Origin of the sequence: Sphingomonas folli, assembly GCF_019429525.1 — a bacterium.
Lineage (GTDB): Bacteria > Pseudomonadota > Alphaproteobacteria > Sphingomonadales > Sphingomonadaceae > Sphingomonas > Sphingomonas folii.
On the sequence record NZ_JAHXZL010000002.1, the window covers coordinates 344,606 to 370,693 of the forward strand.

Annotated in this window: 30 protein-coding genes; 6 read left to right on the forward strand and 24 right to left on the reverse strand. The window is 72.2% G+C overall.

The annotated features are described in order from the left end of the window. Positions 1 to 66 precede the first annotated feature (66 nt). Entirely contained in the window at positions 67 to 1,038 is a 972-nt protein-coding gene (locus KZ813_RS04220; protein WP_219753705.1) for an NAD(P)H-dependent flavin oxidoreductase, read from the forward strand. A 177-nt stretch (positions 1,039 to 1,215) separates the two neighbouring features. Here KZ813_RS04220 and KZ813_RS04225 read toward each other — a convergent pair whose 3' ends face one another. Beyond that, positions 1,216 to 1,677: a DUF1465 family protein gene (locus KZ813_RS04225; protein ID WP_258046388.1), complete on the reverse strand. Its 462-nt coding sequence runs from the start codon at positions 1,675 to 1,677 to the stop codon at positions 1,216 to 1,218. 70 nt (positions 1,678 to 1,747) lie between these two features. Then, positions 1,748 to 1,957 carry a YdcH family protein gene (locus tag KZ813_RS04230; protein ID WP_219753706.1) on the reverse strand — a complete coding sequence of 70 codons (210 nt, stop codon included), beginning with the start codon at positions 1,955 to 1,957 and terminating at the stop codon, positions 1,748 to 1,750. Positions 1,958 to 2,081: 124 nt separating this feature from the next. Between KZ813_RS04230 and KZ813_RS04235 the strand changes: the two genes are divergently transcribed. Beyond that, positions 2,082 to 2,312 carry a YdcH family protein gene (locus KZ813_RS04235; RefSeq protein WP_373369246.1) on the forward strand — a complete coding sequence of 77 codons (231 nt, stop codon included), beginning with the start codon at positions 2,082 to 2,084 and terminating at the stop codon, positions 2,310 to 2,312. Positions 2,313 to 2,390: 78 nt separating this feature from the next. On the opposite strand, the gene KZ813_RS04240 is transcribed toward KZ813_RS04235, so the two are convergent. Together KZ813_RS04240 and KZ813_RS04245 are read right to left on the reverse strand one after the other, a co-directional pair. Next, positions 2,391 to 2,849 carry a hypothetical protein gene (locus KZ813_RS04240; RefSeq protein ID WP_219753707.1) on the reverse strand — a complete coding sequence of 153 codons (459 nt, stop codon included), beginning with the start codon at positions 2,847 to 2,849 and terminating at the stop codon, positions 2,391 to 2,393. Next, positions 2,846 to 3,598, reverse strand: coding sequence for a prepilin peptidase (locus KZ813_RS04245; RefSeq protein WP_219753708.1), 753 nt, complete (start codon positions 3,596 to 3,598; stop codon positions 2,846 to 2,848). The genes KZ813_RS04240 and KZ813_RS04245 overlap by 4 nt, the downstream gene beginning before the upstream one ends. A 287-nt stretch (positions 3,599 to 3,885) precedes the next feature. Between KZ813_RS04245 and KZ813_RS04250 the strand changes: the two genes are divergently transcribed. After that, positions 3,886 to 5,073, forward strand: coding sequence for a thiolase family protein (locus KZ813_RS04250; RefSeq protein ID WP_219753709.1), 1,188 nt, complete (start codon positions 3,886 to 3,888; stop codon positions 5,071 to 5,073). A 175-nt stretch (positions 5,074 to 5,248) separates the two neighbouring features. Here the strand turns inward: KZ813_RS04250 and KZ813_RS04255 are convergent, their stop codons facing one another. The 18 genes from KZ813_RS04255 to KZ813_RS04340 all read right to left on the reverse strand — a co-directional run bounded on the left by KZ813_RS04255 (position 5,249) and on the right by KZ813_RS04340 (position 21,681). Then, positions 5,249 to 5,668, reverse strand: a complete 420-nt coding sequence (locus KZ813_RS04255; protein ID WP_308461777.1) for a Dabb family protein — start codon at positions 5,666 to 5,668, stop codon at positions 5,249 to 5,251. 247 nt (positions 5,669 to 5,915) lie between these two features. Continuing rightward, positions 5,916 to 8,000 (reverse strand): prolyl oligopeptidase family serine peptidase, encoded by a 2,085-nt coding sequence (locus KZ813_RS04260; RefSeq protein ID WP_219753710.1) that lies wholly within the window; start codon positions 7,998 to 8,000, stop codon positions 5,916 to 5,918. Positions 8,001 to 8,235: 235 nt separating this feature from the next. Beyond that, on the reverse strand, positions 8,236 to 9,234 hold the full coding sequence (gene nadA / locus KZ813_RS04265; protein ID WP_219753711.1) for a quinolinate synthase NadA: 999 nt from the start codon (positions 9,232 to 9,234) through the stop codon (positions 8,236 to 8,238). Positions 9,235 to 9,271: 37 nt separating this feature from the next. Further along, positions 9,272 to 9,979 (reverse strand): DUF4230 domain-containing protein, encoded by a 708-nt coding sequence (locus KZ813_RS04270; RefSeq protein ID WP_219753712.1) that lies wholly within the window; start codon positions 9,977 to 9,979, stop codon positions 9,272 to 9,274. Further along, a complete protein-coding gene (locus KZ813_RS04275; protein WP_219753713.1) occupies positions 9,964 to 10,824 on the reverse strand; it encodes an MBL fold metallo-hydrolase in 861 nt (286 codons plus the stop codon). The genes KZ813_RS04270 and KZ813_RS04275 overlap by 16 nt, the downstream gene beginning before the upstream one ends. Before the next feature lie 90 nt (positions 10,825 to 10,914). Then, positions 10,915 to 12,459 carry a M56 family metallopeptidase gene (locus KZ813_RS04280; RefSeq protein WP_219753714.1) on the reverse strand — a complete coding sequence of 515 codons (1,545 nt, stop codon included), beginning with the start codon at positions 12,457 to 12,459 and terminating at the stop codon, positions 10,915 to 10,917. Next, on the reverse strand, positions 12,456 to 12,824 hold the full coding sequence (locus KZ813_RS04285; protein ID WP_219753715.1) for a BlaI/MecI/CopY family transcriptional regulator: 369 nt from the start codon (positions 12,822 to 12,824) through the stop codon (positions 12,456 to 12,458). Before KZ813_RS04285 ends, KZ813_RS04280 begins: the two co-directional genes overlap by 4 nt. A 671-nt stretch (positions 12,825 to 13,495) precedes the next feature. After that, the gene (gene grxD / locus KZ813_RS04290) at positions 13,496 to 13,834 is read right to left on the reverse strand and encodes a Grx4 family monothiol glutaredoxin (RefSeq protein WP_219753716.1); all 339 of its coding nucleotides are present in this window, start codon (positions 13,832 to 13,834) and stop codon (positions 13,496 to 13,498) included. A gap of 24 nt (positions 13,835 to 13,858) precedes the next feature. Next, positions 13,859 to 14,092 (reverse strand): BolA family protein, encoded by a 234-nt coding sequence (locus KZ813_RS04295; RefSeq protein ID WP_219753717.1) that lies wholly within the window; start codon positions 14,090 to 14,092, stop codon positions 13,859 to 13,861. A gap of 5 nt (positions 14,093 to 14,097) precedes the next feature. Continuing rightward, positions 14,098 to 14,421, reverse strand: a complete 324-nt coding sequence (locus KZ813_RS04300; protein ID WP_219753718.1) for a DUF1476 domain-containing protein — start codon at positions 14,419 to 14,421, stop codon at positions 14,098 to 14,100. A gap of 165 nt (positions 14,422 to 14,586) precedes the next feature. After that, positions 14,587 to 15,588: an NADPH:quinone oxidoreductase family protein gene (locus KZ813_RS04305; RefSeq protein WP_219753854.1), complete on the reverse strand. Its 1,002-nt coding sequence runs from the start codon at positions 15,586 to 15,588 to the stop codon at positions 14,587 to 14,589. Further along, positions 15,551 to 16,180, reverse strand: a complete 630-nt coding sequence (gene leuD, locus KZ813_RS04310; RefSeq protein ID WP_219753719.1) for a 3-isopropylmalate dehydratase small subunit — start codon at positions 16,178 to 16,180, stop codon at positions 15,551 to 15,553. The genes KZ813_RS04305 and leuD overlap by 38 nt, the downstream gene beginning before the upstream one ends. A 136-nt stretch (positions 16,181 to 16,316) precedes the next feature. Beyond that, the gene (leuC, locus tag KZ813_RS04315; protein WP_219753855.1) at positions 16,317 to 17,747 is read right to left on the reverse strand and encodes a 3-isopropylmalate dehydratase large subunit; all 1,431 of its coding nucleotides are present in this window, start codon (positions 17,745 to 17,747) and stop codon (positions 16,317 to 16,319) included. 269 nt (positions 17,748 to 18,016) lie between these two features. Further along, a complete protein-coding gene (locus KZ813_RS04320; protein WP_219753720.1) occupies positions 18,017 to 18,706 on the reverse strand; it encodes a glutathione S-transferase family protein in 690 nt (229 codons plus the stop codon). Positions 18,707 to 18,710: 4 nt separating this feature from the next. Next, the gene (locus tag KZ813_RS04325; RefSeq protein ID WP_219753721.1) at positions 18,711 to 19,346 is read right to left on the reverse strand and encodes a 3-oxoacid CoA-transferase subunit B; all 636 of its coding nucleotides are present in this window, start codon (positions 19,344 to 19,346) and stop codon (positions 18,711 to 18,713) included. Further along, positions 19,343 to 20,311: an HAD family acid phosphatase gene (locus KZ813_RS04330; RefSeq protein WP_308461778.1), complete on the reverse strand. Its 969-nt coding sequence runs from the start codon at positions 20,309 to 20,311 to the stop codon at positions 19,343 to 19,345. The genes KZ813_RS04325 and KZ813_RS04330 overlap by 4 nt, the downstream gene beginning before the upstream one ends. Next, complete coding sequence (locus KZ813_RS04335) at positions 20,308 to 21,024, reverse strand: CoA transferase subunit A (RefSeq protein ID WP_219753722.1); 717 nt, start codon at positions 21,022 to 21,024, stop codon at positions 20,308 to 20,310. The genes KZ813_RS04330 and KZ813_RS04335 overlap by 4 nt, the downstream gene beginning before the upstream one ends. A gap of 15 nt (positions 21,025 to 21,039) precedes the next feature. Next, positions 21,040 to 21,681 (reverse strand): HAD-IA family hydrolase, encoded by a 642-nt coding sequence (locus tag KZ813_RS04340; protein WP_219753723.1) that lies wholly within the window; start codon positions 21,679 to 21,681, stop codon positions 21,040 to 21,042. A gap of 181 nt (positions 21,682 to 21,862) precedes the next feature. Here KZ813_RS04340 and KZ813_RS04345 point away from each other — a divergent pair, with 181 nt between their 5' ends. Beyond that, positions 21,863 to 23,509 (forward strand): thiamine pyrophosphate-binding protein, encoded by a 1,647-nt coding sequence (locus KZ813_RS04345; RefSeq protein ID WP_219753724.1) that lies wholly within the window; start codon positions 21,863 to 21,865, stop codon positions 23,507 to 23,509. A gap of 213 nt (positions 23,510 to 23,722) precedes the next feature. Here KZ813_RS04345 and KZ813_RS04350 read toward each other — a convergent pair whose 3' ends face one another. Then, the gene (locus KZ813_RS04350) at positions 23,723 to 23,923 is read right to left on the reverse strand and encodes a CsbD family protein (RefSeq protein WP_219753725.1); all 201 of its coding nucleotides are present in this window, start codon (positions 23,921 to 23,923) and stop codon (positions 23,723 to 23,725) included. Positions 23,924 to 24,021: 98 nt separating this feature from the next. After that, positions 24,022 to 25,029 (reverse strand): sulfur carrier protein ThiS, encoded by a 1,008-nt coding sequence (gene thiS, locus KZ813_RS04355; RefSeq protein ID WP_183920578.1) that lies wholly within the window; start codon positions 25,027 to 25,029, stop codon positions 24,022 to 24,024. A gap of 100 nt (positions 25,030 to 25,129) precedes the next feature. On the opposite strand from thiS, the gene aroQ reads away from it, so the two are divergent. Then, positions 25,130 to 25,564: a type II 3-dehydroquinate dehydratase gene (gene aroQ / locus KZ813_RS04360; protein WP_219753726.1), complete on the forward strand. Its 435-nt coding sequence runs from the start codon at positions 25,130 to 25,132 to the stop codon at positions 25,562 to 25,564. Between the two features lie 36 nt (positions 25,565 to 25,600). After that, complete coding sequence (accB, locus tag KZ813_RS04365) at positions 25,601 to 26,083, forward strand: acetyl-CoA carboxylase biotin carboxyl carrier protein (RefSeq protein WP_219753727.1); 483 nt, start codon at positions 25,601 to 25,603, stop codon at positions 26,081 to 26,083. Positions 26,084 to 26,088: the final 5 nt, after the last annotated feature.

Sequence of the window (26,088 nt, forward strand, 5' to 3'; positions counted from 1 at the left end):
GAGCGCGGCGGAGTTGACGCGGCGTCAGCCTTGCCAGCGCCGGGCGGCCTCCACATAACCGCGACCATGTCGATCCCGCCGCTCCTGTCCCGCCTCCGGCTGCCGATCATCGGCTCGCCGATGTTCATCATATCGGGTCCGGAGCTGGTGATCGCGCAGTGCAAGGCGGGAATCGTCGGTTCCTTCCCCGCGCTCAACGCGCGACCCGAGTCGCTGCTCGACGAGTGGCTGCATCGCATCACCGAGGAGCTGGCGGCGCACGATCGCGCGCACCCCGAGCACCCGGCGGCGCCGTTCGCGGTCAACCAGATCGTCCATCGCTCCAACGACCGGCTCGAGCGCGACCTCGCCGCCTGCGCCAAGTGGAAGGTGCCGATCACGATCACCTCGCTCGGCGCGCGCGAGGACCTCAACCGGGCGGTCCACGCCTGGGGCGGGATCACGCTGCACGACGTCATCGACGACCGCTACGCGCGCAAGGCGATCGAGAAGGGCGCCGACGGGCTGATCGCCGTCGCCGCCGGCGCGGGCGGCCACGCGGGCAAGCTCTCGCCCTTCGCGCTGGTGCAGGAGATCCGCGCATGGTTCGACGGGCCGCTGGCGCTGTCAGGCGCGATCGCCACCGGCAGTGCGGTGCTGGCAGCGCAGGCGATGGGGGCGGACTTCGCCTATATCGGCTCGGCCTTCATCGCCACCGCCGAGGCCAACGCCGACGCGCGCTACAAGCAGGGCATCGTCGACGGCGCGGCGGCGGACATCGTCTACACCGACCTCTTCACCGGGGTGCACGGCAACTACCTGCGCGGCTCGATCGTAGCCGCGGGGCTCGACCCCGACGACCTGCCGCGCGGCGACTATCGCACGATGGACTTCGGCTCGGCCGCGGGCAGCGAGGGCGGCGCGAAGGCCAAGGCGTGGCGCGACATCTGGGGCTCGGGCCAGGGCATCGGCGCGGTCGACCGGGTCGAGCCGGTGGCCGAGCGGGTGGAGCGGATCGCGCGCGACTATGCCGCGGCGCGCGCGCGGATCGGGGCGTGAGGGCAGCGTCGGGGTAGCGCGGGCGAGTATGCGAGTCACGGGTGCGCGTCGATGGTGCGAGAGGCCTGGCCGCATCCCTCTCGTCCGTCATCCCCGCGGAGGCGAGGATGACGGCCGGGGAAAGGAGCCGTCACTACAAGAGCGGGATTGGCCCTCCGACGCTCTCGGAACGCGCCCTCAGAACGCCGTGGCGAGCCGGTCGAGCATCGAGCGCGCCGGGCTCGCCGCGGGCAGCTCCGCCAGCTGGGCGACGTCGAGCCGCGACACGCGACGGTGCAGGTCGCTGCTCGCCGCGATCATCGCGCGCGCGCGCTCGGGCAGCGACTCGACCTCGCCCAGCTCGGTCGCGGGCGCCGCGCCGAGCCGGCGCGCCGGGTCGATCGCCTGGCCCGGCGTCAGCTCGCCCGCGATCACCGCGCGCTGGGTGAGCAGCCAGGCGATCACGTGCATCAGCCGCGTCGTCACCTTGAGCGACTCGCAGCTGAACGTCACCCGCTCGATCGGGGTGAGCGACTCGCGCTCGGCGCGACCGCCCTCGTCGAAATAATGGCGCGCCTCGTCGGCGAGCACCATCGCCTCCATGTAGAAGGTGTCGATCAGCCGCCGCTGCATCCGCTCGGCGTCGAGTAGCTGTGCCATGTGATTGATTCTGCCACGGACCGCCCGGCGCCGCCAAGCGCGTTGACCATCTTTCGCGCGGGCGATGCGCTCAGGCGATGATATCGGGGATGATCTGGTCCTCGAGCAGCGCGATCTCGTCGCGCAGCCGCAGCTTGCGCTTCTTCAGCCGCATCAGCTGGAGCTGATCGGCGGTGCCGCCCTCGTTCAGCGCCGCGATGGCGGCGTCGAGGTCGCGGTGCTCGACGCGCAGCGTGCTCAGCCGCGCCGCGATCTCCGCCTCGTCCGCGTCCGCCTGCATCTGTTGCCACCCCTCTTCTCGTGCGCCACCGTCCCTAGCAGCGCCCCCCGCCCCCGCCCTAGCGATATCCGCGCGTGCCGCACGAGTCGTCGCATCACCGCCGCGGGCGGTCGATCGTCATCAAATGACACGCGACTCCCGCGGCGATTCGTGGTTCTATCGCGAGTCCCGTTCAACCAAGATGGAGGCTACTGCCATGCAGACCGCTCACCTCTCGGCCCTGGAAGCGAAGCACGCGACGCTCGAGCAGCGCATCGCCAGCGAGTCGCAGCGACCGGCGCCGGACACGATCGTGATCGCGGACCTGAAGAAGCAGAAGCTCAGGCTGAAAGAGGAGATCGACTCGCTGCACTGACGCGCGCGCGTCGCCGGCACGAGCCGAGACGAGGGGCCCGGCGGACACGTTCCGCCGGGCCTTTCTCATGGCAACGCGCTAATGCGGCGCGGCGCCCGCGCCGGGCGCGCAGCCGACCAGCCCGGCGAGCGGCACCACCACCGTGTCCTGCCCCACGCGATCGAGCCGCAGCGTCGCGCTCGGCACCGCCGCGCCGTTGTTGAGATTGGGGCGCGACTCGATCGTGAGCTGCACCGTCGCGGTCACCTCGCCGCCGCGATAGACCGATTCGGCGTTGAGGCCGAGCGAGACGGTGCCCGCCGCGCCCGCGCGCGCGAGGTCCCGCACCGTGCCGTCGAGCGCGATCCGCAGCGTCGCTGGGTCTCCGGTGACCATCGCGGCGAGCCCGCGCACCTGGCCGGTCGAGAAGAGATAAGCGGCGCAGCCGCGCGCGGGCAGTTCCTGGCGCGGCAGCGTGCCGAGCGGCAGGCCGTCGATCGAGTCGGGCGGGAGCGCGGGCGCGGCCTGGGCCAGCGCGAGCAGGAGGGCGAGCGTCATCGCGTCGAGCTTACCATGACCAGCCACGCCGGATAAGCCGCGATCGCCAGCAGCGTCCCGAGCGGCAGCGCGTCGTCGCGCGCCAGCCCGCGCCCGCGCAGGTGCTGGAAGGCGACCCAGCCGAGCCCGACCAGCCCCGCGACCAGCAGCACCGCGGGCAGCAGCCGCCAGCCGAGCCACAGGCCGATCGCGCCGAGCAGCTTGGGGTCGCCCCCGCCCAGCCCGTCGCGCCCGCGCCAGCGTCGATAGCCCGCCGCGACCAGCCACAGCAGCGCGAAGCCGGCCGCGCCGCCGATCACCCGCTCGGCGAGCGCGGGTGGGCACCACCAGGCGCTTCCCGCGCCGCCCAGCGCGAGCGCGGCGACCAGCTCGTCGGGCAGCCAGAAGTCGCTCGCGTCGAGCAGCGCGAGCACCAGCAGCAGCCAGCCGAACACCGCCCCCGCCGCCGCCTCCCACCCGGGAGCGGCGAGCCCGGCGGCGACGCCGACCGCGGCGCAGCCCGCCTCGACGAGCAGGTGGCGCTGGTCGATCGCGGCGCCGCAGCCGCGACACCTGCCGCGCGCCACCGCGCCGCTGACGAGCGGCACCAGCTCGTGCGCGGCGAGCGTGCGGCCGCACGAGTCGCACGCCGAGCGGCCGGTCAGGACCGAGCGCCCCGCCGGCCAGCGCACCGCGATCGTGGCGAGGAAGCTGCCGACGATCGCGCCGAGCACGCCGAGCAGCGCGGGCCAGACGAGCGGGTCAGCCATAAGCGGGGCGTCGCGACGTCGACCGACCGATGTTCGTCATCCCGGACGCCGGCGTCCCGTCGGGAAGGCGATAGCGACCCTTACCCAGCGCGCCCCACCTCGGCCCCGTATTCCGCCGCGGCGACGGCGAGGGTGAGGCCGATGCGCGCGAAGCGAGGTTCGGTCTCGCCGTCCTGTCCCGCCCGCCCGCTGCCGTCCCGCTGGTCACGCGCGCGACCTAGCGGTTTGTAAAGCGCCGGGCGAGCGATTAGATGCGGCGCAACATATCGAACGAGAGGAACCCCGCCATGGCCACCGATCCCGTCGTCATCCTGTCCTACGCGCGCACGCCGATGGGCTCGATGCAGGGCAGCCTGGCGGCGCTGAGCGCGAGCGAGCTCGGCGCGGCGGCGGTGAAGGCCGCGGTCGAGCGCGGCGGGGTGGACGCCGCGGCGGTGGAGCGGATCTACATGGGCAACGTGCTCTCCGCCGGTGTCGGCCAGGCGCCCGCGCGCCAGGCCGCGATCCGCGCCGGGCTGGGCGAGCATGTCGAGGCCACCACGCTCAACAAGGTGTGCGGCTCGGGCATGCAGGCGGCGATCCTCGGCAGCGACGCGCTCGCCGCCGGGTCGGTCGACCTCGTCGTCGCGGGCGGGATGGAGAGCATGACCAACGCGCCCTATCTCTCCAAGGCGCATCGCGGCGGCGCGCGGATCGGGCACGACCGGCTGTTCGACCATATGTTCCTCGACGGGCTCGAGGACGCCTATGAGCCGGGCAAGGCGATGGGCATCTTCGCCGAGGACACCGCGCAGGAATATCAGTTCACGCGCCAGGCGCAGGACGATTTCGCGATCGCCTCGCTCCGGCGCGCGCAGGCGGCGCAGCAGAGCGGCGCGTTCGACCGCGAGATCGTCAGCGTCGACGTGGTCGGGCGCAAGGGCACCACCACCGTCAGCGTCGACGAGCAGCCGAGCAAGGGGGACGTCGCCAAGATCCCGACGCTCAAGGCCGCCTTCGCTAAGGAGGGCACGATCACCGCGGCCAACGCCTCGTCGATCTCGGACGGCGCCGCCGCGCTGGTGCTCACCCGCCTGTCGGTCGCCGAGAAGCTGGGGATCAAGCCGGTGGCGCAGATCGTCGCGCACGCCGGCCACGCGCATCGTCCCGCGCGCTTCACCACCGCGCCGGTGCCGGCGATGCGGAAGGTGCTGGAGAAGGCGGGCTGGAGCAAGGACGAGGTCGACCTGTGGGAGGTCAACGAGGCCTTCGCCTGCGTCGCGATGGTGGCGATGCAGGAGCTCGCGCTCGATCACGAGGTGGTGAACGTCAACGGCGGCGCCTGTGCGCTGGGTCACCCGATCGGCGCCTCGGGCGCGCGCATCCTGACGACGCTGCTCGCGGCTTTGGAGAATCGCGGCGCGCGCCGCGGCGTGGGCTCGCTGTGCATCGGTGGCGGCGAGGCCGTGGCGATGGCGGTCGAGCTGATGAACTGAGGGGTTCGATCGAGCGGCGGCGCGCTTCTCTGACGTCCACCCCGGCGCAAGCCGGGGTCCAGGTGGGGGACGCTCGTGGACCTCACGTCGGCCTTCCCACCTGGGCCCCGGCGTTCGCCGGGGCGGTTACCTTGCGGTGCTAGGCCGGTGTTCCCTGACCCATCGCCCCCTCACCTCACGCGCTGAGCACGTCGTACACCGTCACCTTGCGCCACAGCGGCTCGCAGGCGGCGACGAAGGCGCGGTGGATCGGATGGTCCTGATAGGCCTTCTGGTCCGCGACATCGTCGAAGAACATCAGCTCGGACACGTCCCAGCTCGAGTCGATCACGTCGCGCTGCTCGGTCGGCGCGGGCACGCCGATGTGGAGCCCGCGCAGCGCCGGGATCCCCGCGAGCGTGCGCAGGCCCGCGATCAGCTTGGCCCGGTCGTCCGCCGAGCCCGGGTTCTTGAGCCAGAAGAAGACGTGGTGGACGACCTTGGCGGGGATCGCGGGCGCCGCCGCCTCGGCCTCGCCCGCCCCGCCGGTGACGGCCGCCGCGCCGGCGCCGCCCAGCGCCATCATCATCATCAGGTCCCGCCGGCTGCTCTCCACGCGTTCGCTCCCGTAAGTGTCTAGGATGGCGCTCTTGTCCGTAGGCGGAGGGGGCTGAGTCAAGGCTTAAGGGGTTGAGGATCGAGCGACGTCGACCCTCACCGTTCCCCGGCGGAGGCCGGGGCCCAGGTGGGAAGGCCGGGGCAGGACTCACGAGCGTCTCCCGACTGGACGCCGGCGTGCGCCGGGGTGGAAGCCTCGCGGCCACGGTCACGGTCTTCGTCAGCGAAGCAACTTCCGCCTCGTCCTATTTCCCCATCAGCGCGCGCCGCAGGAAGGCGTCGAGCAGCGCGGCGCGGTTGGCGTCCTCGGCGTGATCGGCGCCGACGGCGTGGCCGCCCTCGAGATATTCGTGGAAATAGACCGGGTTGCCCTTGGCCTTCAGCAGCGCCGCGAGCTTGCGCGCGTGGCCGGGATGGACGCGATCGTCCTTCGTCGAGAGATAGAAGAAGGCGGGCGGGTAGCGCACGCCGTCGCGCACGTTCTGATAGGGCGAGTAGCGGCGGATGAAGGCCCAGTCGGCGGGCTTGTCGGGGTCGCCGAACTCGTCGACCCACGAGGCGCCGGCGGACAGGTGCGAGTAGCGACGCATGTCCTCCAGCGGCGAGCCAGCGATGATCGCGCCGTACAGGTCGGGCCGCTGCGTCAGCGCCACGCCCACCAGCAGCCCGCCGTTGGAGCGCCCCGACACGGCGATCTTCTTCTTGGCCGACACGCCGGTGCGCACCAGGCCCTCGGCGACCGCGTGGAGATCGTCGTAGACGTTCTGCCGCTTCTCGCGCAGCCCGGCCTGGTGCCAGCGCGGGCCGTACTCGCCCCCGCCGCGCAGGTTGGCGAGCACATAGGCGCCGCCCTGCTCGACCCAGAACAGCGCCAGCGGCCCGGCGCGATAGGGCTGGCCGGTGAGATAGGTCGGCGTCTGCGCCAGCTTGAACCCGCCGTAGGCGTGGATCAACGCGGGCGCGGGCGCCGCGGCGCCCTTCTTGGTGACGAGGAAATAGGGCACGCGCGTGCCGTCGCGGGAGGTGGCGAAGCGCTGCGTCACCGCGAACCGACTGGCGTCGAACCGCGCCGGCAGCGACTGGACGACGCGCGGCGCACCCCGCTCGCCCGCGACGTAGAGCGTCGGCGGCGTCAGCATGCCCTCGACCGAGACGAAGGTCTCGTCGCTGGCACCGACCTGGGTCGACAGATGCACCGTGCTGTTCCCCGGCAGCGACACCGCGCGCGGCGCCCACGTGCCGTCCACGCCGCGGCGCAGCGCGAGCAGCTTGCCCGAGACGTCGTCGAGCAATTTGACCCAGAGCACGCGGTCGCTCGCGCCCGCCTCCTCGATCGCCTGATGCTCGGTCGGCGCCAGCACCAGCTCGGGCGTGGCGCGGCGGCCCGCGGCGATGTCGGCGAGCGACCAGGCGACCAGCGCACCAGCGGGGAAGCCCAGCGCGGGCTGGCTCAGCCGCGCGACGACGCGGCCGTCGATCACGTCCATGACGTCGGCGTTCCTGGGCAGGCCGAGCGGGACGAAGCGCCCGTCGTCGGTGCCGAGCAGCATCGCGCGATCGAAGAAGCTGCGCCCGACGCTGATCATCGGCCAGCGCCGCGTCGCGTCGACGAAGGCGAGCGGGGTCACCTCCACCGCGGTGACCGGCGACTCATGGACCTGCCGCGCCGCGGCGAGCGGGGTACCGCGCTTCCACCTCTTGACGATGCGCGGGTAGCCCGACTCGGTCAGCGAGCCCGCGCCCCAGTCGGTCGCCACCAGCAGCGTGTCCCGGTCGACCCAGGCGGCGTCGTTCTTGGCCTCGGGCACGACGAAGCCGCCCTCCACGAAGCGACCCGTGCCGGTGTCGAACTCACGCACCACCTGCGCGTCGGTGCCGCCGTTGCTCAGCTTGACGAGGCAGCGCGTATAGGCCGGCTCGAGGCAGGAGGCGCCGTGCCACACCCAGCTCTTGCCCTCCGCCTTGCCGAGCGCGTCGACGTCGATCAGCGTGCGCCACTGTGGCTTGCCCGCGCGATAGTCGGCGAGCGGCGAGACCCGCCACAGCCCGCGCGGGTTGCGGGCGTCGCGCCACAGGTTGGTGACCTGCTGGCCGAGCACCGCGTCGGGATCCGCGATCTGCGCCTCGTCGTCGAGGATCTCGCGCGCGCGGGCGCGGTCCTGCTGGAAGCGCGGGTCCCTGGTGAGCGCGGCCTCGGTCTCGGCGTTCCACGCCTTCACCTGGTCGAGCGCACGCGCGCCCTCGATGTCCTCGAGCCAGGCATAGGGATCGGCGGCGGGCGCGGCGGCGGCGATCAGCGGCAGGAGCGCGAGCGGGAGGAAGGTCTTCATCGCCGCCCTGCGTAACGGCGGCGGCGGCGGAGGGGAAGCGGGCGGGTGACGGGGGATGGTGGCGCGACGGTGGGAGTGAGCCACTCCCGCGCACCCGCGTCATCCCGGACTTGTTCCGGGATCCACCGTCCCGCGCGCCCAGCGGCCGGCGAGAACGTGGACGGGTGGATCCCGGAACAAGTCCGGGATGACGGAAAGAGAGCAGAAGAACGAGAGAGGGCGCGGCGCGACCCTCTCAGTCCCCCGTCACCCTCACCTTGCCGAGGTCGCCCTGCCCCACCGTCGCGCCGGCCATGCTCATCATCGCGTCGAGGCTCTTCTTCGCCTGGAGCCGCAGCCCCTCCTCGATCTCGATCCGCGGGGTGAGGTCGCGCAGCGCGAGGTACAGCTTCTCCATCGTGTTGAGCGCCATGTACGGGCAGATGTTGCAGTTGCAGTTGCCGTCCGCGCCGGGCGCGCCGATGAAGCGCTTGTTCGGCAGCGCCTTCTCCATCTGGTGGATGATGTGCGGCTCGGTGGCGACGATCAGCGTGTCGCCCGGCATCGCCATCGCGTACTCGAGGATGCCGCGGGTCGAGCCGACATAATCGGCGTGGTCGAGGATCACCGCGGGGCATTCCGGATGCGCCACCACCGGCGCGCCGGGGTGCTGGGCCTTGAGCTTGAGCAGCTCGGTCTCGCTGAACGCCTCGTGGACGATGCACACGCCCGGCCACAGGATCAGGTCGCGCCCGGTCTTGCGCGCGAGATAGCCGCCGAGGTTGCGGTCGGGGCCGAAGATGATCTTCTGCTCGGGCGGGATCTTGGCGAGGATCGTCTCGGCCGAGGAGGAGGTGACGATCACATCGCTCAGCGCCTTCACCGCGGTCGAGCAGTTGATGTAGGTCAGCGCGATCGCGTCGGGGTGCCGCGCGCGGAAGGCGGCGAACTGGTCGGGCGGGCAGCTGTCCTCGAGCGAGCAGCCAGCGTCCATGTCGGGCAGCACCACGGTCTTCTGCGGCGACAGGATCTTGGCGGTCTCCGCCATGAAGCGCACGCCGCAGAAGGCGATCACGTCGGCGTCGGTCGCCTGCGCCTTGCGGCTGAGGTCGAGGCTGTCGCCGACGAAATCGGCCAGGTCCTGGATCTCGGGCTTCTGGTAGTAATGCGCGAGGATCACGGCGTTGCGCTCCGTGCGGAGGCGGTCGATCTCGGCGCGCAGGTCGAGCCCGGCGAGGCTGGTCGGCTGGTCCATGCACGCGCAGATGGCCCGGCCGCGCCGCCGGATCAAGTCAGCTGCCGTTGCCGAGCACTTCCTCGAGCGAGCGGGTGAGGTCCCAGCGCTCGCTGCTGCCGGTCCGCGGCTCGCCGGCGAAACGCACCGTGACGGTCACCGGCAGGCCCGCGGCGTCGAGGCTGCCCGCGAACAGCCGCTCCAGCGCGGCGCGGCCGTTGTCGCGCGCCTGGCGCATGTTCTCGGGCTCGCGCGCCTTGGCGGCGACCACCGTGGTCGCCTTGGCGGAGACCATTTTCTGCAGCTCCGCCATCGCGCCGCGCGGCGGCAGGAAGCCGGTGGTGGTGTCGAGCGTGACGCGGCTCTCGTCGACGTTGGGGTTGCCCACGACGACGTCGGGCACCTCGACCAGCAGCGAGCGCCGCCGCGCGTCGTAGCGGAAGTCGCGCGGCCCGAGCGCGCCGAGGTCGACGAAATAGTCGACGTCATAGGGCGCCTTGATCAGCCGGACGTAGCGCAGCCAGCCGAACATCCGGGTGGTGGCCGCGGTCGACTGCACCGTCCCCGCGAGATGGCTGACGCGTAGCTCGCTGCTGCCGTACAGCCGCCCGGCGACGACTCGCGCCACCGCGACGCCATCGTCGTCGGTCGTCACCGCGTAGCGCTCGGTGTAATAGCGATAGCCGACGAAGGTCGCGACCAGGATCGCGGTGGCGATCGCCAGCGACACCAGCAGCTTGCCCAGCCCGGTCAGATGATCCGCCACGCGTCCTCCTCCCGCGTCGCCGCGCCGCGCCGCTCCAGATCGATCAGATGCGCCAGCACCGAGCGCGCCGCCGCCCCCGCCAGCCGCGGGTCGAGCCCGACGTACATGCGCTCGACCAGCGCGGCGACGGTGCGCGGCGCGGCGGCGAGCAGCCGGAGGATCTGCCCCTCGCGCTGTCGGCGATGCCCGAGCATGCCGCGCACCAGCCGGTGCGGCCGCTCCACCGCCTCGCCGTGGCCGGGATAATAGACGCGGTCGTCGCGCCCGAGCAGCATCTCCAGGCTCGCCAGATACTCGCCCATGTCCCCGTCGGGCGGCGAGATCACGCTGGTGGCCCAGCCCATCACATGGTCGCCCGAGAACAGCGCTCCGCTCTCCCCCAGCGCGTAGGCGAGATGCTGGCTGGTGTGGCCCGGCGTCGCGAGCGCGGTGAGCGTCCAGCCGTCGCCGTCGACGCGCTCGCCGTCGGCGAGGACGCGGTCGGGGGCATAGTCGCGATCGAAGGCGGCGTCGCTCGAGCCGGGGTCGTCCTCGCCGCGCACCGTGGCGGCGCCGCCGACGATCGGCGCGCCGGTGGCGCGGGCGAGCGCGCGCGCGGCGGGGGAATGGTCGCGGTGATGGTGGGTGATCAGGATCGCGCGCACCGGGCGCCCAGCGATCGCGACGCCCAGCGCGGCGAGATGCGCGGCGTCGTCGGGGCCGGGATCGATCACCGCGACATCGTCACGCCCGACGATATGGGTCTGCGTACCCGTATATGTGTAGGCCGAGGCGTTGGGGGCGAGCACGCGGGTGACGAGCGGCTCGAGCGGCACGGCCAGGCCGGTAGGAGGAGGCTTCGCCATCGCGCCACCAGATGGCGGCTGCGCGACGGCGAAGCAAGCGGGGGCGAAGCAAGCGGGGCGAAGCGGGCGGCGACGAAGCGGGTGGGCGGCTCAGTCGTCGTCGCGCTGCGCCATCTCGTCGCGCACCTCGCGCATCGCCTGTTCGACGTCGCGGACCGCGTCGCGGCGCGCCTCGGCGGGCATGTCGCGACTGGCGGCGAGCTGCGAGCGGGTCTGCTCGAGGCTGGCGAGCGCGGTGCGCATCGCGGCGTCGCGCTGGCCGCGCGCGTCCGCCGCGGCGCGGCCCGCCTCGCGCGCGGCGCGCTCGACATGGTCGGTGCAGATCACGGTGACGCGCTGGCCGTTCTCGGTCGCGCTCATCACGAAGCGCGTGGGCGCGCCGCCGCAGCGGCGGCTGGCCACCGGCGGCACCGGCGGGACGGGCGGGACCGAGGCGAAGGCGGGCACCGGCGGCAGCGGCGCGACCGGGGGGACCGGCGGGGTCGGCACCGGGGGCGCAGCGACAGCGTCGGCCGCCTCCTCGCCCTCGTAGGTCGCGGTCTCACCGTCGCGCACGATCGTCACGCGCCGGTCGTGGCGGCCGGCCGCGGGCACCTCGGGCACGCTCGGCACCGCAGGGGCAGCGGGCGTGTCGGGGAAGGAGGCCAGCAGCGGCAGCACGTCGTCGAAGGCGTGGGCGTCGATCCCGACCGCCTCCTCGACGCCGCCGCGCATCCGCTCGGCCGCCTGGGTGCCCGAAGCGGTGAGCCCGAGCGCGCCGAGCGCGATCGCCGCGGTGGCGAGGCCGCCGAGCGCCGTACGGGCGCGCGAGGCGCGAGTCTTGCCCAGCATGCGCAGTCTCCCTTTCAGGTCCTTGACGGTGTGGAGGTGGCAGGTCGCGGTGACGGCGCGGCCGTGCGCCGCCTTGACGATCGCGCAGCCATAAGCGTGGCGCGAGGCGCCGCCGAGCCGCGCGAGCACGCCCGCGTCGTTCGCCATCTCCTGGTCGGCGCGGAAGGCGCGGAAGGCGAACCAGGCCAACGGGTTGAACCAGTGGAGCGCGAGCACCGCCAGCGCGACCCAGTTGGCGACGAGGTCGCCGCGGCGGTGGTGGCCGAGCTCATGCTCGAGCGCGAGCGCGCGCTCCTCGGCGTCGAAGCGCGCGGCGAAGTCGCGCGGGAACGCGACGACCTTGTCGAACACGCCGAACGCGACTGGCCCGCTCGCCGCCTCGCTCTGCACGATGGTGACGGCGCCGATCTGGTCCAGCGCGAGGCCGTGGCGCAGCAGGCGGTAGCGGAAGCGCCAGTAATCGGCGACCTGCCACAGCAGCAGCGCGATCGCGCCGGCGGCCCAGGTGCCGAGCACCACCGCGGGCAGCAGCGACGCGGTGACCGGCGCGAGCGCGGGCAGCGCGCCGACCGGCCCGAGCGCCTGCGCGATCGGCGCGGCCGCGGGCAGCGAGGCGAGCGTCGGCAGCGCCTCGGCGTGCCAGCCCGCGGGGAGCGGGGGCAGCAGGAGCCGCAGCGCCGGGATCGCCCAGAGCGCGTAGGCGACCGGCGCCCCGAAGGCGCGGCGTACCGGCGCACGCAGCGCCAGCACCGCCAGCATCAGCAGCGCCGACGCGAGCAGCGCTTCCATGGCCCAGGCGATCATTGCTTCAACTCCCGCAGAAGTGCCTCGATCTCGGTGATGTCCTGCTCGGTGAGCGCGTCGCGCTCGGCGAGATGCGCGACAAGCGGGGTGAGCCGGCCGCCGAACAGCCGGTCGATCAGCCGACGCGACTCGCCGTCGACATAATCCTCGCGCTGGACGGCGGGGCTGTAGAGGTAGCGGCGGCCGTCGACCTCGTGGCGCACCGCCTCCTTGGCGAGCAGCCGGCCCAGCAGCGTCTTCACCGTCGCGGCGCTCCAGCCGCGCGCGGGGTCGACCCGCTCGGCCACGTCCTGCGCGGTGAGCGGGCTGTCGTCCCACAGCACCTCCATCACCGCATGCTCGGCATCGCTGATCCGATCGGCCACGACTCGCTCCTCACTGACTACGGCTGTAATCGTATCGATTACGACTGTAGTCAATAGTCGGGAAGCGCCCGTGGGTGTCGGTTTTCCTTACACTCGGCGGGAGACAGGATCGGCGGTTAACCAGCGTGTGGCGCCGGAAAGGCGCTCGCGCCGCGACTGGCACGGGCGCTGCTACGGAGGGAGCGTAGTGCGTGACAGCGCTTCAGCCGGGCGGGGCGTCGCTCCTTCGATCTCGCGACCCCCGCCCGCACCCGCGGCGCCCGATGCCGTCGTCAGCTTCGCCGTGTCGCTGCGTGATCGGGCGCAAGCACGCTCAGGGGATAGAGTCCCGTGATGGCTGGATGCGCGGGAGCACGTACGCTCGCCGTTCAGCCTGAGGAACGCGACCGAGCGGTCCCATCGGCGGCGCGCCGGCGAGGGCCGCGGGACCTTTCCACCGTCATCCCGGACTTGTTCCGAGGTGCCCTAAGCCACAAGCCTCAAGCCGTGTCGCTCTCGGACAAGTGGATCCCGGAACACGTCCGGGGTGACGGAATGTCGAGTGCGTTCCGCGACGGTCGCGAAGTCCCGCGATGCCTATGGTTTAAGTTGGCGAATGTGCGGACGACTCGCGACGGCTCACCACCTGCCCACCCCTGGCGCGGCCCGAGGTTACGAGGTGCCCCCTGCCCTTACTTGGCCTCGGCCGCCGCGGCGCCGGCGTTCTGGAACAGGTCGGCCAACTCGCCCGACTCGTACATCTCCATCATGATGTCCGAGCCGCCGACGAACTCGCCGCCGACATAGAGCTGGGGGATCGTCGGCCAGTCCGAATAGCCCTTGATGCCCTGGCGGATCGCCTGGTCCTGCAGCACGTCAACGCTCTCGAACGTCACGCCGAGCCGCTCCAGGATCGCCACTGCGCGGCTGGAGAAGCCGCACTGCGGGAACAGCGGCGTGCCCTTCATGAACAGCACCACCGGATTGTTCTTCACCACCGCGTCGATGCGGGCGTTCGTGTCGTCGGTCATCGCTTCAACCCTCTTGTACCGCGCTTATTTCGGGACGGCGGTGGTCAACTGCAAGGCGTGCAGCACGCCACCCATGCGCCCCCCCAGGGCGGCATAGACCGCCTGGTGCTGCTTGACCCGCGGCAGGCCCGCGAACGACGGCGCCACGACGCGCGCGGCCCAGTGGTCGCCGTCGCCGGCGAGATCGGTCATCTCCACCTCGGCGTCGGGGATGCCCGCCCTGATCAGCGCCGCGATCTCCGCTCCCTCCATCGGCATCCGCCTTACTCCGACTGCAGCAGCTGGCGCCGCGCCTCGACCATCTTCTCCTCGAGCGCGCGGCGGACCACGGACTCGTCGACGTCGACGTTGGCGGCGGTGAGGTCGCCGTAGACCTTGCGCACCACGTCCTCGTCGCCGGCCTCCTCGAAGTCGGCCTGGACCACCGCCTTGGCGTAGGCGTCGGTCTCGGCGGGGGTGAGCTGCATCAGCTCGGCGGCCCATTGCCCGACGAGCCGGTTGCGGCGCGCGACGATGCGGAACGCCAGCTCCTCGTCGCGCGCGAACTTGGCCTCGAACGCGCGTTGGCGGTCCTCGAAGGTGGTCATGCTGGTTCCCCGCGGTGTAGCACACCGGGATAGTGCGCGCGGGGGCGCGGCGCAACGGGCGGACGGTTTGTCGGAGACGCGCTCCTCACACCCCTAGCGATCCCGGACTCGTCCCGGGATCCACTGAGCCGCGCACTCAGGTCCCGGCGGCGCAGACAGCGGAACCTACGCCCCCACCCGCACCACCAGCTTGCCGACCGCCTCGCGCGCCGCCATGCGCGCGATCGCCTCGCCGCCCCGCTCGAAGGGGAAGATTTCGGTGACGCGCGGCGCGATCCGGCCCTCGGCCCACAGCTCGAACAGCCGCGCGATATGCGCGCGGTTGCGGTCGGGATGACGCGCCGCGAACGCGCCCCAGAACACGCCGCGCACGTCGCAGCTCTTCAGCAGCGTCAGGTTGAGCGGCAGCCGAGGGATGCCCGCGGGGAAGCCGACGACGAGGTAGCGCCCCTCCCAGCCGAGCGCGCGCAGCGCGGGCTCGGCATAGTCCCCGCCGACGGGATCGTAGACCAGGTCGAAGCCGTCCGGCCCCGCCGCCGCCTTGAGACGGTCCGCCAGCGCCCTGCTCTGCGCCTTGTCGAACGGCGCGCGCTCGTAGACCAGCACCTCGTCGGCGCCGGCGTCGCGCACCGCCGCGGCCTTGGCCTCGCTCGACACCGCGCCGACGACATGCGCGCCGAGCGCCTTGCCCAGCTCGACCGCGGCGAGCCCGACCCCGCCCGCGGCGCCGAGCACCAGCAGCCGCTCCCCCGCGGCGATGTGCCCGCGATCGACCAGCGCGTGGATCGTCGTGGCGTAGGTGAGCAGCAGCGCCGACGCGTCCTCGAAGCTGCGCCCTTCCGGCACCGCGTGGACCGAGTCCGCCGCGAAGCGCAGCCGCTCGCTCAGCCCACCCATCATCGTGTTGCCCATGACGCGGTCGCCCACCTGCCAGCGGGTGACGCCCTCCCCCACCGCGTCGACCACGCCCGCGATCTCGCCGCCCGGCGCGAACGGGCGCGGCGGGCGCATCTGGTAGCGATCCTCGATCACCAGCACGTCGGGGTAGTTGATCGCGCAGGCCTTGACCGCGACCACCACCTCGCCAGCGCCCGCGACGGGATCGGGCAGCTCGCCGATCTCCAGCGTGTCAGGCCCGCCCGGCACCCTCGACAGCAAGGCCCGCATCATCCGCTCTCCCGCCGATCCAGGGCCGCTCGACGCCGAGCCGCTCCTCGAAATTCGAAATCACGGTATCCTTTGCCAGCGTGAGGCCGACCTCGTCCAGCCCCTCCATCAGACAGCGCCGGCGGAAGGGGTCGAGCTCGAACGTGTAGCGATCCTGGTACGGCGTGGTGACCGTCATCGTCTCGAGGTCGACGGTGACCGGGCTCGTCCTCGCCACCTCCACCAGCCGATCGACCGCCTCCTGCGGCAGCACGACGGTGACGATGCCGTTCTTGAACGCGTTGCCCGAGAAGATGTCGGAGAAGCTCGGCGCGATCACCGCGCGCACCCCCATGTCGACGAGCGCCCAGGCGGCATGCTCGCGGCTCGACCCGCAGCCGAAATTGTCCCCCGCGATCAGGATCGGCGCGCCGGCGTAGCGCGGGTCGTCGAAGATGTTGCCGGGCTGCGCGCGCACCGTCTCGAACGCGCCGCGGCCGAGCCCCGAGCGCGTGATCGTCTTGAGCCAGTGCGCCGGGATGATGACGTCGGTGTCGACGTTCTCGGCGCCCCAGGGGTAAGCGGTGCCGCCGACGCGCGTGACGGCCTCCATCAGCGCGCCGGGTTGCTCGGCGGGATCGCGGGCTTGGCGATCGCCGCATAGGCCGCCACGCCGCTCAGCACCGAGCCGGCGATCAGGAACATGAGCACTTTCTTCATGGACTATCCCCTCGATTGACGCGCGTCGTTCACCCCATCAGCTCGCGCACGTCGGCGAGCCGCCCGGTCACCGCCGCCGCCGCCGCCATCGCCGGCGATAACAGGTGGGTGCGCGAGCCAGGTCCTTGTCGTCCCACGAAATTCCGGTTCGACGTCGAGGCGCAGCGCTCCCCCGCCGGCACCTTGTCGGGGTTCATCGCGAGGCACATCGAGCAGCCCGGCTCGCGCCACTCGAAGCCCGCGGCGGTGAAGATGCGGTCGAGCCCCTCCGCCTCGGCCTGGCGCTTGACCAACCCCGAGCCGGGAACCACCAGCGCGCGCACGCCATCGGCGACGCGGCGACCGTTCGCCACCGAGGCGGCGGCGCGCAGGTCCTCGATGCGGCTGTTGGTGCAGCTGCCGATGAAGACGTGCTGGACGGGCACGTCCTGCATCCGCGTGCCGGGGGTCAGCCCCATATAGTCGAGCGACTTCTGCGCGGCGGCGCGCTTGGACGCGTCGGCGAAGCTGTCGGGCGCGGGGACGGTGCCGGTGATCGGCACGACGTCCTCGGGGCTGGTGCCCCAGGTGAGCGCGGGCGCGATGTCGCTCGCCTCGAGACGCACGACGCGGTCGTAGCGCGCGCCCGCGTCGCTCGGCAGCGTGCGCCACCAGTCGGTCGCGCGCGCCCAGTCCTCGCCCCGCGGCGCCATCGGGCGGCCCTTGAGATAGGCGAAGGTGGTCTCGTCGGGCGCGATCATGCCCGCGCGCGCGCCGCCCTCGATCGACATGTTGGCGATCGTCAGCCGGCCCTCGACGGAGAGGGCGCGGATCACCTCGCCGGTGAACTCGATGACATGGCCGGTGCCCCCCGCGGCGCCGATCTTGCCGATGATCGCGAGCACCACGTCCTTGGCACTGACGCCGTAGCCGAGCGCCCCATCGACGCGCACCTCCATCGTCCGGGAGGGCGAGAGGATCAGCGTCTGCGTGGCGAGCACGTGCTCGACCTCGCTGGTGCCGATCCCGAAGGCGAGCGCGCCCAGCGCGCCGTGCGCCGAGGTATGGCTGTCGCCGCACACCATCGTGGTGCCGGGCAGGGTGAAGCCCTGCTCCGGCCCGACGACATGGACGATCCCCTGCCGTGCCGACAGCGCGTCGATATAGGGCACGCCGAAGTCGGCGACGTTGCGGCGGAGCGCGGCGAGCTGCTCGGCGCTGTCGCGGTCGGCGATCGGCAGCTCCCCGCCCGCCGCGTCGACGCGCGCGGTGGTGGGGAGGTTGTGGTCGGGCACCGCGAGCGTGAGGTCGGGTCGGCGCACGCGGCGGCCCGCGACGCGCAGGCCCTCGAAGGCCTGGGGGCTGGTCACCTCGTGGAGGAGGTGGCGGTCGATGTAGATCAGACAGGAGCCGTCGTCTCGGCGCTCGACGACGTGAGCGTCCCAGACCTTCTCGTACAAGGTGCGCGGGGTGGACATGATCCGCGGCTGTTAACCGAAAAGGCGTGCGCGTCCAAGGCAGAGCGATAGGAAATGTCGTGCGTTGCGCGCGGTGACCGGCAGAATGGGTCAGTGCGTGAGCGCCGCGCGAGGCGGGGTAAGCGTGCCTGACATCGCCTCACCGGCTTGGGGGAGCTGGCCCCTCCCCCGCCACACGCCTCGTGGCGCTGCGCACGCGAACCCAGGGCCACAAGCGTCGGGCTCTGTTACCCTGGGATCCTGCGTGCGCAGGAACACTCGATGCGACCCGCTCACGCCGTGGCGCGATGGTCCTCCGTCACCTCGCCATATTCGGCGACCTCGGCCTCATGCCCTTCCTCGCGGAACGTCTCGGCCAGCGCCGCCGCCTCCCACGCGCGCGTCGCGGGATGCGCCAGCAGCGTCTCGACCCAGCGCGCGCCCGCGGCGCCGACGTCGATCCCCCAGCCGCGCACGCGGAACGCGACCGGCGCGTAGAAGGCGTCGACCGCGGTGAAGCGCTCGCCCGCCAGCCACGGCCCGCCGAAGCGCGCCAACCCCTCGCCCCACAGCTCGGCGATCCGCGCGACGTCGCGCGCCAGCGCGGGCGAGCCGCGCGTCGGGGTGACGCGCTGCCCCACCGTCATCGTCCGCTCGCGCCGCAGCGCGCCGAAGCCGCCGTGCATCTCCGCTACCGCGCAGACCGCCCAGGCGCGCGCCGCCTCGTCCGCGGGCCACACGCCGTCGTGGCGCTCGGCGAGGTAGAGCGCGATACCGAGCGAGTCCCACACCGTACGCTCGCCGTCGACCAGCACCGGCACCTGCCCGGTCGGCGAGAAGGCGCGGAACGCCTCATGATTGTCCAGCGACATGAACGGCTCGAAGCGGTCCTCGAAGGGAATATCGAGCGCGTGCATCAGCAGCCACGGCCGCAGCGACCAGCTCGAATAGTTCCGGTTGGCGGTGATCAGCGTGTACGCCATCGTCTCAGACCTCGTAGTGCGCGCTCGTCTTGGCGGCGACCTCGTCCGCCGTCACCCCCGGCGCCAACTCGACCAGGCGAAAGGCGCTGCGATGGTCGGGGCGCTGGAACACCGCCAGGTCGGTGACGATCATGTCGACCACGTCGCGCCCGGTCAGCGGCAGCGTGCACGACGGGATGAACTTGGGCGCGCCGTCCTTGGCGACATGCTCCATCACGACGATGATCTTCCTGACCCCCGCGACGAGATCCATCGCACCGCCCATCCCCTTGATCATCTTGCCGGGGATCATCCAATTGGCGATGTCGCCGCGCTCGGACACCTCCATCGCGCCGAGCACGGTGAGGTCGATATGCCCGCCGCGGATCATCGCGAAGCTCTGCTCGCTACCGAAATAGGCCGATTGCGGCAGCTCGCTGATCGTCTGCTTGCCCGCGTTGATCAGGTCGGGATCGACCGCGTCGTCATAGGGAAACGGGCCGATGCCGAGCATGCCGTTCTCGCTCTGCAGCGTGACGGTGATGCCGTCGGGGATGTTGTTCGCCACCAGCGTCGGGATGCCGATGCCCAGGTTGACGTAATAGCCGTCGCGCAGCTCGCGCGCGGCGCGCGCCGCCATGCCGTTGCGGTCCCAGCTCATCGTGTCGCTCCTTCGGCCGGGGCGTCGCCCCAGCGCTTGTCCTGCGGGAAGGTCTCGTCCCAGCCGGTGCCGAGCCCGGTGCCGTAGACGGGGTTGGGCAGCACGAACCAGCCCTGCCCCCAGCGCGCCTGGATCGGCCCCACTCCGGCGAGCGCGCGGCGGCCGAGCGCGGGCGCGGGCCCGGGCGGGTTGAACAGGTCGGCGAAATCGCCGAGCTGGTCGCCGACGAGGGCCAACACGCAATAATGTCTGGCGATCTCGAGCCGGCGCCCGTCCTTGCCCGAGCGGCCGTCGACGTCGCCCTTCAGGTAGAGCGTGTCGCCGTGGCGGAACTCGCCCAGCCCCGCCGCGCGCAACGCCGCGGCGGTGGCGCCCGCATGGTCGGCCGAGCGGTTGGTGTTGATCACCATCGTCACCCCGAGCGCGCGCAGCTGGCGGAAGGCGGCGACCGCGCCGGGCACCGCGACGACCTTGTCGGCGCCCGTCCGCTCCCAGCGGCCCCAGCGCCCGGCGTCATAGGCCGCGCCGGTGCGCGCGTCGTTATACTCATAGCCGAGGTTGAGCACCGCGGTCTCGTCCATGTCGAGCACCACCGCGGGGGGCAGCGCGCTGCACGGGATCGTCTCGGCGCTCGCCGCGGTGGCGCCGGGGACCAGCACCGCCGACCGCGGCCAGCGCGGGAGCGTGCCGGCGCGGCGCTCGGTCGGCAGCCGCCCGCGACGGTCGCGCGACCGCTCGATCACGCCGCGGACATAAGCGGTGAGCGCGTTATAGGTCTGCTCGCTCAGCGCCGCGGCCTCGGCCGAGCCGTAGAGATAGGCCATCGCCGCCGGGGGCAGCGCGGCGGGCGCGGGCGGCTCGGCGGCGACGCTCACCGCGCGCGGCGCCGGCCGCTCGGGGCGCGCGCCCGCGCAGCCGGCGAGCAGCGCCGCGGCCGCCGCCGTCACCAGCAGCCGCGACGTCACGCCGCGGCCGCCTCCGCGCGCGGGCGCGTGGTGCGGAACTCGATCTTCTTGTCGTAGGGCGCGCCGACGATCATCCGCTTCACGTAGATGCCGGGCAGGTGGATGTGATCGGGGTCGAGCGCGCCGACCGGCACCACCTCCTCCACCTCGGCGACGCAGATCTTGCCAGCGGTCGCCATCGGCTGGTTGAAGTTGCGCGCGGTCTTGCGGAACACGAGGTTGCCGCTGGTGTCCGCCTTCCAGCCCTTGATGATCGAGAGATCGGCCCGGATCCCGCGTTCCAGGATATAGTCCTCGCCGTCGAACGCCTTCACTTCCTTGCCCTCGGCCACCAGCGTGCCGACCCCGGTCTTGGTGTAGAAGCCCGGGATACCGGCGCCGCCGGCGCGGCAGCGCTCCGCCAGCGTGCCCTGCGGGCAGAATTCCACCTCCAGCTCGCCGCTGAGATACTGGCGCTCGAACTCCTTGTTCTCGCCGACATAGCTCGAGATCATCTTGGCGATCTGGCGCGTCCGCAGCAGCTTGCCGAGGCCCTCGCCGTCGATCCCGGCGTTGTTGCTCGCCACCGTCAGCCCGGTGACGCCCGCGGCCTGGATCGCGTCGATCAGCCGCTCGGGGATGCCGCACAGGCCGAAGCCGCCGGCGCAGATCGTCATGCCGTCGAACAGCAGCCCGTCGAGCGCCGCCGCGGCGCTGTCGTAGAGCTTGTCCACCACCCGCTGTCTCCCTCAGAAATGTCCCGGCGCGACGCCGAGCGCCGCGCACAGATCGTCGAGCGCCTGCCCCTCGCCGGTCACCTTGATCGCCGTCATGCCGAGCTGCGCGGCGGCCTTGCAGTTCACCCCCAGGTCGTCGAGGTAGACGCACTGGTCGGGGCGTTTGCTGAGCGTCTCGCACATCATCAGATAGATGCGCGGGTCGGGCTTGCGGATGCCGACCTTGCTGCTCTCCACCACGTGATCGAAGCGCGCCAGCACCTCCGCGACCGCGGCGACGGCATGCGGGTCGCGCGGCGTGTCGCCGGCGGGGACGTTGTTGGTGATGCAGCCGATGTGGAAGCCCTCGCGCCTGAGCCAGTCGAGCGCGTGCACCATCCGCGGCCGGATCTCGCCGTAGAGCAGCGCGAGCACGTCGCGCCCGCGCAGCTCGTGGCCGAGCGCGCGCGCCTCGGCGGCGAAGTCGCGATCGAAGGCGCCGGCGTCGATCTCGGCGCGCTCGAAGCGCGCCCAGGCGTTGCTGTCGGGATCGGTGGCGTTGACGCGGCGGATCAGGTCGAGCGGCAGCCCGCGCGCGCGCTCCAGCCGGTTGAACGCGGCGAACGGCGATGACGTGATCACCCCACCGAAGTCGAAGATCACCGTGTCCCGCATGCGCGTGATCCTTAGCGGTCGGCGCGGCGAAGGCAATCGGGGTGTGCGGTGGATCTGGGACGGTGGCGTGCGGACGAGATGACCGGCACGTCGTACCCTGCGCGGCAGGGCGGAGACGGTCCCGCCGGATAGGAACGAATACCTCTATTGCCTTACCCTTATGCGCGGCTAGGCTCGCCGCATGACCCAGAACCGCACCGGTGGACGCCTGCTCGTCGACCAGCTCGTCGCCCAGGGCTGCGACCGTCTCTTCACCGTGCCGGGAGAGAGTTTCCTCGCGGTGCTCGACGCGCTCCACGACACGCCCGCGATCGAGGTGGTGACGTGCCGGCAGGAGGGCGGCGTGGCCTTCATGGCCTGCGCCGACGGCGCGCTGACGCACCGCCCCGGCATCGCCTTCGTCACGCGCGGCCCCGGCGCGACCAACGCCGCGATCGGCGTGCACGTGGCGATGCAGGACTCGCAGCCGATGATCCTGTTCGTCGGCGACGTCGACCGGTCGACGCGCGACCGCGAGGCGTTCCAGGAGATCGACTTCCAGGCGATGTTCGCGCCGATGGCCAAATGGGCGGCGCGGATCGACGACGCCGCGCGGATCCCCGAATATGTCGCGCGCGCCTACGCCACCGCGATCAACGGCCGCCCCGGCCCGGTGGTGCTGGCGCTGCCCGAGGACATGCTGCTCGACACGGTGAGCGTGCCCGACCGCGCGCGTGTCGAGCGCGTCGCCCAGGCGGTGGACGAGGACTCGATCGAGCATCTCCGCGACCTGCTCGCCACCGCCGAGAACCCGCTCGCGATCGTCGGGGGCGCCGGCTGGGACGTCGCCGCCGCGGCGGCGATGGCGGACTGGGCGACGCGCACCGGCGTGCCGCTCGCCGCCGCCTTCCGCCGCCAAGACGCGATCGCCAACGACTGCCCGGCCTATGCCGGCAATCTCGGCTACGGTCCCAGCCCCGCGCTGGTCGAGCGCGTGCGCGGCGCCGACCTGCTGATCGTGGTCGGCGCGCGGCTCGGCGAGGCCACGACCGACGGCTATCAGCTGGTCACCCCCGACCATCCCGGCCAGCGGCTGGTCCACGTCCACCCCGATCCCGAGGAGCTGGGGCGCACCTACGCCACCGACCTCGCGATCTGCGCCGGCATGGCCGAGTTCGCCGAGGCGCTGGTGCCGCTCGACGGCGGCGTCCACCCGCACGCCGCCGAGGCGCGCGCCGCCTATGAGGCGTGGAGCACGCCGCGCGCGCGCGACGCGGTCGCGCTCGACCTCGGCCCGTGCGTGGCGGCGATGCGCGAGCGGTTGCCCGCGGACACGATCATCTGCAACGGCGCGGGCAATTTCTCCGGCTGGTGGCACCGCTACTGGCGCTACGCCGGGCCGGGGACGCAGCTGGCGCCGACCGCGGGGGCGATGGGCTATGGCGTGCCCGCCGCGGTGGCGGCGTCGCTGCGCCGGCCCGGGCGCAGCGTGGTCGCGCTGGCGGGCGACGGCGACTTCCTGATGAACGGCCAGGAGCTCGCCACCGCGGTCCAGCACGGCGCCGACCTGCTCGTCATCCTCGTCGACAACGGCGCGTATGGCACGATCCGGATGCACCAGGAGCGCGAATATCCCGGTCGCCCGTCGGCGACGCGGCTGGTCAACCCCGATTTCGCCGCGCTGGCGCGCGCCTATGGCGGCTGGGCCGAGACGGTGGAGCGCACTGCGGACTTCGCGCCCGCGCTCGATCGCGCGCTGGCCGAGCGCGGTGTGCGGCTGATCCACTGCCGCACCGACGTCGAGCAGATCACCGCGGGGCTGACGCTGAGCGAGCTGCGGCCGGGCTGAGGATCGCCACCACCCTTGCCTGGCGTCTTCCTGAACTCGCTTCGGGATCCACGGTCGGGCGGATCCCGACGAGTCTGAGTGTGCCGCACCGTGGATCCTGAGACGAGCTCAGGATGACGCCGGTGCGGGGAGAAGCGCCGCCGCCTGCTCCCGCCAGCGACGAAGGGCCGCCGCGGTCTCCCGCGACGGCCCTTCCTCAGCGAGACGGGACGATCAGATATCGTCGCCGAGCGCGCCCTTCACCTTGCCGACCACCTGCTGGCCCTTGCCCTTGGTCTCCTGCGCGGCGCCCTCGGCGGCCATGCGGTCGTCGGCGGCGGTGCGGTCCGCGGGATCCTTGTCGGCCATCGCCTGCTTGGCCTTGCCGACCAGCTCGTTGACGTTGCCTTTGATCTTGTCGGTGAGTTCGCCCATCGTTCGTCTCCTGTCTCGTAACCCGGTGACCTAACAACGGACCCGAAACGGCGATGTTCCGACGCGCGGTTGACTCAAGTCAGTCGCCGGCCGAACGCTCAGATCAGGCCGGACAACGGGCTCGACGGGTCGGCGTAGCGGCGCTTGCCCATGCGGCCGGCGCGGTAGCTCATCCGCCCCGCCTCCACCGCCGCGCGCATCGCCGCCGCCATCAGGATCGGGTCCTTCGCCTCGGCGATCGCGGTGTTCATCAGCACACCGTCGCAGCCCAGCTCCATGGCGACCGCGGCGTCGCTCGCCTGGCCGACACCGGCGTCGACCAGCACCGGCACGCCCGCGCCCTCGACGATCAGCCGGATCGTCACCTGGTTCTGGATGCCCAGCCCCGAGCCGATCGGCGCGCCCAGCGGCATGATCGCCACGGCGCCCGCCTCTTCCAATTGCTTCGCCGCGATCGGGTCGTCGGTGCAATAGACCATCGGCTTGAAGCCCTCGCGCACCAGCACCTCGGTCGCCTTCAGCGTCTCGCGCATATTGGGGTAGAGCGTGCGCGCCTCGCCGAGCACCTCGAGCTTGACGAGGTCCCAGCCGCCGGCCTCGCGCGCCAGCCGCAGCGTGCGGATCGCGTCCTCGGCGGTGAAGCAGCCCGCGGTGTTGGGCAGATAGGTCACGCGCTTCGGGTCGATGAAGTCGGTCAGCATCGGCGCGCTGGGGTCGCTGACGTTGACGCGGCGCACCGCCACCGTGACGATCTCCGCGCCCGACGCCTCCAGCGCGGCGGCGTTCTGCGCGAAGTCCTTGTACTTGCCGGTGCCGACGATCAGCCGCGAGCGGAACGTGCGCCCCGCGACCGTCCATGTGTCGTCGGTGAGCGGTGCGGCATGGTCGCCGCCGCCGACGAAGTGGACGATCTCCAGCTCGTCGCCGTCCTCCACCTGCACCTCGCCCAGCGTCGACCGCGGCACCACCTCGAGGTTGCGCTCGACCGCGAGCTTCTCGGGCACCAGCCCGAGCGACTCCGCGAGGCCCGCGATCGAGAGCCCGGCGGGGACTCGCTTGTGCTCGCCGTTGAGGGTGATGGTGATGGTGCCGTCGGAATGTGCCATGCGCGCCATCTAGGCCCGCGGCGGCGCAGGGGCAACGTTGCGCCGCGCCGCGTCGGATGCGATGACGCGTGCACGACGGGCAGCAGTCCCAGGGAAAAGCATGACCGACACCGTCTTCGTCCTCAACGGCCCGAACCTGAACCTGCTCGGCACGCGCGAGCCGGAGATCTACGGGCACGACACGCTCGACGACATCGCGGGCCAGCTCGAGGATCGCGCGCGCGCGCTCGACCTGTTGATCGACATGCGCCAGTCCAACCACGAGGGTCATCTGGTCGAGTGGCTGCACGAGGCGCAGGCGGTCGGCGCGCGCGCGGTGCTGCTCAACGCCGCCGCCTACACGCACACGTCGGTGGCGCTGCACGACGCGATCAAGGGCATCAGGACGCCCGTGATCGAGGTGCATCTCTCCAACCCGCACGCGCGCGAGCCCTTCCGCCACGTCTCGCTGGTGGGCAGCGCCGCGAAGGGAACCATCGCCGGCTTCGGCGCGATGTCGTACATGCTCGCGCTTGAAGCCGCGGCCCGCTTCTGACAGGAGGCGCGCCCTATCTAGGGGAAACAGGGTTGCATGGCTGACATCTCTCACAACGGCGGCGCGATGCAGGTCGACGTCGATCTGGTCCGCCAGCTCGCCGAGCTGCTCGACACCACCCAGCTGACCGAGATCGAGGTCGAGGACGGCGAGCGCAAGATCCGCGTCGCGCGCAAGGCCGCCGCGGTCGCCGCGCCGGCGATGCATTACGCCCCCGCGCCCGCCGCACCGGCCGCGGGCGCGCCGCCGCAGGTCGATACCGCCGGCCCCTCCGCGCCGTCGCACGCCAACGCGGTGCGCTCGCCGATGGTCGGCACCGTCTATCTCGCCGCGGAGCCGGGCGCCAAGCCGTTCGCCGGCGTGGGCCAGAGCGTCGCCGCCGGCGACACGCTGCTGATCGTCGAGGCGATGAAGGTGATGAACCCGATCACCGCGCCGAGCGCGGGGGTGGTCAAGGCGGTGCTGGTCGAGAACGGCCAGCCGGTCGAGTTCGACCAGCCGCTCGTGGTGGTCGAGTAACGGCC